We start from the raw sequence: 5,969 nt of genomic DNA, 5'->3' as shown, positions 1-5,969 counted from the left end.
CGGCTCCGCTTGTACCGGCGATCACGCGCCATGACCGCAGCGTCGAGGACGTGGCGCGTGAAAAGGCCATGCCGGCAATCGATCATGGATTTGAAGCAGTGGAGTCGGTGGCACGGCACGTTTTTCGCGACGCGGCCGAAGTGGCGGGCCGATTGCGCACCGCGATCACTGAGAAGGAAGGCAATGGCAAGGTGATGGCCAAGGCGATGGCTGAGCGTCCCGAGCAGTTCGGGGAGCTACGCGGCAAGTCAGGCCTATTCGGCGATAATGTGGAGCGGAAGGCGGCGCTGCATTATGCCAAGGTTCTCGCCTCCCATATTGGTTATACGTCCGAACACTGGGAACGCCGGCTTGGTGAGGAACGGAAGTCGGAGCAGTGGCAGCGCGAAAAACGCGATGTCGTCGAGGTTCCCGGCCTCACCCCGCGCAGCGCCGAGATACTCGATCGCGTCGACAAAGTGTCGATGAACGAGCGGCATCAGCTCATCGATGAGCTGCGATCGACGCCCGATGGTCATGCCGCACTCGAAGAGGCCAAACTGGTCGCAAACGCTCTCCAGCAGCGTTTCGGACATTCGGATCCTCGCAATTTTGCCAAGGAGCTTGAGTTGCGTCCAGAGCTGGCGAAGCAGGCCGAGCAGATCAAATCCGTTGCGCGTGCCGTCGAGCGCACCCGCATGGCCGAGCTGAGCCATGACCACACGCGAAACAGCAGCTCACCCGGTCGCAGGGGATAGGGTTGAGTCGATAGGATGACATCATGGCCATGAACAGCTCCAAGGGAGCGGCCGAGGCGCGGATTTACTATCTGGCGTCGCACTAGTGTTGCACACCTCCAATTTCGACTACGCATCGCTGACCGAAACGTCGTCTAGGCAAGTATTTGATGCGAATCGGGATTGTGCGCCATCAAGGCACACCTTGCCCGCCGCGACCGCAACAACCTTTGACCCCCTGTCCTATGCTCTCGCTTTAATGCAATCTCTTCAATAGAACCGAATGCTGGCTCGCGTGTAATCCCTCTATCGATTATGGTGTGACGAGAAGGGCGGAAACGTGGCCTTCCAAAAATTCGTTGCCTCAAATGTCCAGTTAAACTCAGGGACGAACCGTCGATTAGGAGCGCTGATAACAGCTTCGATGAGAAGCTGCGCATCCTGCAGCTTCTGATTTACATTATGTGCGCGCAATGCCTCCAGAATCTGAGATGCTCGCGTTCCGTCCGAAATGGACGATCGAACCAGTCGCTTATATGTCCGATCCTTGAAGAAGATTGCCTTCGCAGCCGTCAATAGGTGGTCATGCTCATCAGCCGTGATGTACGAGAGTTGCAAGCATCTCGAAATTGTCGCGCGCACATTGACGAACGGTTCGCTGAGGGGAAGGAAACCAACCTCAGCAGGACCATGCGATAGCGCAACGTCGGAATCGTCTTCCAACAGGCCGCTCATATAGCCGTCAAAGATTTTGCCGATACCGACCATACCAAAAGCAGCACATTCTGCTGCTCGCAAGGCACCCATGCTCGCGGCTCCAAAGGTGTGAACGCCCTGGGCAAGTCCGAACAGAATTTCCTTATGCCAGATAGCGGGAACGTATTCATACACCCCGTCAATCAGCCCGATGACGGTCGCGCCGTCTTGAACGGCGTTGTAAAAATCCCCTTGTCTGGCGGGTGGACGAAGCTGGTAGTCTGCGTTTGATGGCAAATCTGCGCCATAGAGGGTCGGGCCTGCGAAAATGACCTTCATCTTGATTTCAGTATCCTCTTTAGTGCACGAGGCCCGAACCTGCGCTTCCTTCTCCCATCCACATTCTCCAGTTCCGGAACCAAAACCTTCACGACACTGAACTCGTCTTCTCCCGGATTCAGGTGCACGGTAATTACGGACTTAATTCCTCGATCCTCAAGCTTGCCGATGACAGCTTTGAGCATGCCGTCCAACGTCGTTTCGCCAGCCAAACAAGGGAGCGGAACATAGCTCCTCGGCTGTATGGACAGCATATCACGCAGGTGATCGGGAAGTGGCCGTGTAAAGGTGTCGGGATCGATATCATCGCGAGCGCCACTGATATATGTCAGCCTCGACTGCGCCGATTCAGTGACCGCTCTTATTGCTGCACGAACGGGGTTGGGATGTGCCCCAGCTCCATACGTAACCTCAATGTAGCGCAAGGCACCCTCAGAGGGCATCATTGGTGCCATGTATGCTTTGAAGCAGGGAATGCCGACGTCACTTGTCATGTCGAACATCTGTAGCCGAAAACCCGCATCATGCACACGCTTCGCGAGCTCGGTGAGAACGGGGTCAGCAAGCGAATCTACCGCGATGCAGCGCCTTTTTACCTCTTCCTCTGAGTCGAACTGCGAGAGCACGTCTGCATCGCGTTCAATGCGTTCCAGCAAGCCATGAAATGTGGCTTCAAGGAGAGTGTTACCCGATGCGAGCCCATCGGAGGACTGCCAGAATTGATTCGCTCCTGTATCATCGAGCAGGAGAGCATCACGAGGGACCCAGACGTCGTGTTGAGAAATGATATCATAACCCAACGTCCACGCGAGTATCTCCTCTGGCCGAATTTCGCTTTGCCCGCCTAAAATCAGGCTTGGCAGAGGATCTGCCGCAAACCCCTCGGATTCGAGCTCTCGGAAACTCGCTTGGCGAACACCAATTGTCGGCGCTCCAGCGACAGCGCGTTCCAGCGCTTCCATTGCCGCCGACACTTTGGCATCGATATCTTCGATTCCCTTGCCCTGATTGATTACAATAGAGCGCGAATTAGGTGAAATGGCATTCCAAACGGGTATCCCTACCCGATCCAAATCTGTCAGTCGGGAAAGTCGAGTTACCCCATATTTTGACAGTGATGGAGCGATACGGGACATCGTCTCACGCGCTGAGCAACTACGATCCGAATAGGAAGTCACCGGTGCGTCAGCAGTCATACTGCTCGACTGAGTTGGAACTGGTCATTGGCATAGGCACGTCAAAAAGTGGCATCTAAAAAATGCTGTCGCAGAAAGCCCCCAAAGGGAGGACTTCTGCGACCATTATTTGCGGATAGTCTCAGTTGGCAATATGTCCGATTGTTTCAGGAGTTTTGTAGTGAATACCCGAAAAAGCAGGGACTTTTGTGTCGAAACCTACCGCGACGTCCGCAACGTTCGACTTGTAGTGAATACCGGAGAACGCAGCGTCCTTGGTCTCAAAACCTACTGCCACATCTGCAACGCCGGATTTGTAGTGGATGCCCGAAAAAGCTGTTTCTTTGACGTTGAAACTCACGGCAACATCAAGGTCTTTTTCGCCGCTATCGCCCTTTTCGTTGCATGAGATGAAATCTTCACGATTGCCTTCGACGGCGGTAACAGAACCGGCCTCAAAATCGACAAGCCAGAGGCCAGCTTCATCTTTTAGGCCAATAATCATCATCTTGGACATGCAACTCTCCTTTGAGTGGGTAAACGCGGGATCGGTCGATTGCGACACATTCTGCCTACGTGCCCACCGAACTTATCATAGTGTTTGCGATGCACAAGACGCTTCCAGTTGTCGAGAAAATCCCTATACACAGCAGTAATCGATAATTCATGTCGCCCGGGCGCGTTTAAAATGACGTTTTCTCTGCAAACATTTGGCCAACTGCAACTCTTGGATTCGAAGGGCGAAGCCGTTCCCTTCCCGGAAAAGGGTCTCTTGATCCTTGCCTATCTACTGACAGCACCTGAAGGTTCTGCTCATCGATCGACCTTGGCACAGTTTCTATGGGGCGATGCAAACAAGGACGTTTCGCTCGTCAATTTGCGCTCGACCATTTCGAGAATCAAATCCCGACAGGAAGAACTTGGGGCAGATTTCTTTTCCTTTACGGGCAGCACAATCTCCCTTGGTCAGACGGCGGTCGCCTCCGATCTACAATCGCTTCACAAGAAGGATTTAGAGGAACCCCTCGCCTGGCTGGGGCGACTTGTTGCGCTTTTTAATCGGACGTTCCTGGCTGCGGTTAACTGCCAAAGCCGCGAGTATGACGTATGGCTGATTCAGCGTAAAATTTACCACGGCGCTCTTCTCAAGGGGCTTTTGAAAGAAACCTCACAGTCAGCAACGACGCCAAAAGAAGAGGAGATCATAAAAAATGCAGCGATACTCATCTTCCATACAGAACCTGAAAACCCAGATACGCTCAAGTTCCTCGTCCAGATATTCAACGCAGAAGAAGAAGTTGAGTATTTTCGAAAATACCTTGAGCAACGCAAACAATCGATTTCCCGAGGTGTGGGCCATCTAGGTCCCAAAAGTCCTGCGGAAAACGTTACGAAAAAAGGTGCGTCCGAGGGGTTATCTGCATCGGATAGATCCAATCCCGACCCTCTCGAAAAAACCCTGAAAAGCGCCGTTCCCCGTCTCGCCTTGTTACCTCCGACGAACCTTCATCGTGATCCTGTGTTCGCCATAGTTGCATCGTCGCTGATAGAGGATATTACAATAGGGTTCTGCGCCCTGAATAGCCTTGAGATCATTGCGCCTCATACCGCAGTTCGAATCGGTAAAACATCGGAAGACAAGCATGGGGTTTTTGAACGGCATGACATAAACTATGTTCTGGACACGCGTTTGAGCGGTTTGGGAAATGACGACCTGTCCCTATTCGTTCAGCTCACATATGTAAATAATTCTGAAATCGTCTGGGCAGAGCGCTACAACCTCGAAAACCTCAACCTGATCGACCGACGCCGCGACCTCTTGCGGCAGATCACAATTTCCGTGGCCGGACGCATCGAGAGTCATCAGATCACTCGTCCTTATTTCGAGCGTAGTGCCGCTGCCTATCACCGCTACCTCGTCGGTCGGCACTACCTCAACCGCCTGTCTCTTCCGAACCTTCGCCGTTCGCGGAAAGAACTGAGAGGCGCTTTACAGGAAGACGCGAATTTCGCGCCCGCATTGAGCGCGATTGCGCGAACCTATTCAAAGGAATGGCTTCTGACCGCACGTGGAGATATGGATCTTCTAGAGACCGCAGCAGAATACGCTACACGTGCGATCGAGGCACGGCGTGACTTCGCAGACGGATACCGCGAACTGGGGGTCACAAAACTTCTCATGGGGGAAATTGAAGAAAGTGCGCAGACATTGGAAGTGGCGGAAACGCTTAGTCCCCACTATGCCGATATCATCGCTGACCACGCCGACACGTTGAACCATTTGTCGCGGCCAGATTTGGCGTTGCAAAAGCTTGAGCGAGCGATGGAGCTAAATCCACTCGGGCCGGACTCTTATCTATGGACCGCAGCAGGAGCGAGCTACAGCCTCGGCAAATTCAATGATGCCCTAGGTTATATTGACAAGATGGTTGACGGCGATCTCGCGGATCGGCTCTCGGCAGCAAGCTGGGCAATGCTCGGAGACGAAAAGAAGTCGCGCTTCTTCGTGCGGCGGGCTCTCGAAGCAAACCCCCAATTCGATATCGATAAATGGCTAACCATCGTTCCGTTCAAGGAACAATGGCAAAAGGATATTTACCGAGAAGGTCTAAAGAAGGCCGGATTTTAGTTCATTCACAGAGGGAAGTTATGGAATGGCAAAAGTAGTTGTGATTGGTGTGCCGGTGACCAAGGTCTTTGGGTTGTGGATATTGACGCGGGAACCGTCACACCACTACCGGAGCCTATTACCGGAAATTTGAAGAACGTTGTTGATCTACGGGCAGTCGGGGCGTCGGTCATCAAGGGAGTTGATGTGGCCATAGCGGTAGAGTCAGCTGGCGGCATCGCTGCTGGCACATGGAATAAAAATCCAACTATTGGGTGGAGTGCCGAGTCGTCGGCTCTTCACCCAGCGTTTTGTCTTGCTGGAGATAGGATACCAGACGTCTACTTTGCGCGGGTGCGTTCACCGGAAAGCCCAAAAGTTCGTAGATCCCTAGTATTAGATTTTCTTGCATCTCACACTCGACGAGAGACAGTA

The 5,969-nt window shown here is 53.1% G+C and carries 4 protein-coding genes and 1 pseudogene; 2 read left to right on the top strand and 3 right to left on the bottom strand.

Annotated elements, in window-relative coordinates:
• Positions 1–751: pseudogene (locus tag DSM25558_RS27340) on the top strand (BID domain-containing protein); the annotation flags it as partial.
• A 271-nt stretch (positions 752–1,022) separates the two neighbouring features.
• On the opposite strand, the gene DSM25558_RS27335 reads toward DSM25558_RS27340, so the two are convergent.
• The 3 genes from DSM25558_RS27335 to DSM25558_RS27325 form a co-directional block, all read right to left on the bottom strand.
• Positions 1,023–1,751 (bottom strand): TfuA-like protein, encoded by a 729-nt coding sequence (locus DSM25558_RS27335; RefSeq protein ID WP_077107759.1) that lies wholly within the window; start codon positions 1,749–1,751, stop codon positions 1,023–1,025.
• Entirely contained in the window at positions 1,748–2,947 is a 1,200-nt protein-coding gene (locus tag DSM25558_RS27330) for a YcaO-like family protein (RefSeq protein WP_077107758.1), read from the bottom strand. Before DSM25558_RS27330 ends, DSM25558_RS27335 begins: the two co-directional genes overlap by 4 nt.
• A gap of 121 nt (positions 2,948–3,068) precedes the next feature.
• Positions 3,069–3,443, bottom strand: a complete 375-nt coding sequence (locus DSM25558_RS27325; protein WP_077107757.1) for a hypothetical protein — start codon at positions 3,441–3,443, stop codon at positions 3,069–3,071.
• Positions 3,444–3,614: 171 nt separating this feature from the next.
• Between DSM25558_RS27325 and DSM25558_RS27320 the strand changes: the two genes are divergently transcribed.
• Positions 3,615–5,555, top strand: a complete 1,941-nt coding sequence (locus DSM25558_RS27320; RefSeq protein ID WP_077107756.1) for a hypothetical protein — start codon at positions 3,615–3,617, stop codon at positions 5,553–5,555.
• Positions 5,556–5,969 lie beyond the last annotated feature (414 nt).

The sequence above is a fragment of the Agrobacterium sp. DSM 25558 genome (genome assembly GCF_900100825.1).
Lineage (GTDB): Bacteria > Pseudomonadota > Alphaproteobacteria > Rhizobiales > Rhizobiaceae > Agrobacterium.
The sequence above is the reverse complement of the archived record's forward strand: the minus strand, read 5'-3'. Positions and strand labels throughout refer to the sequence as shown.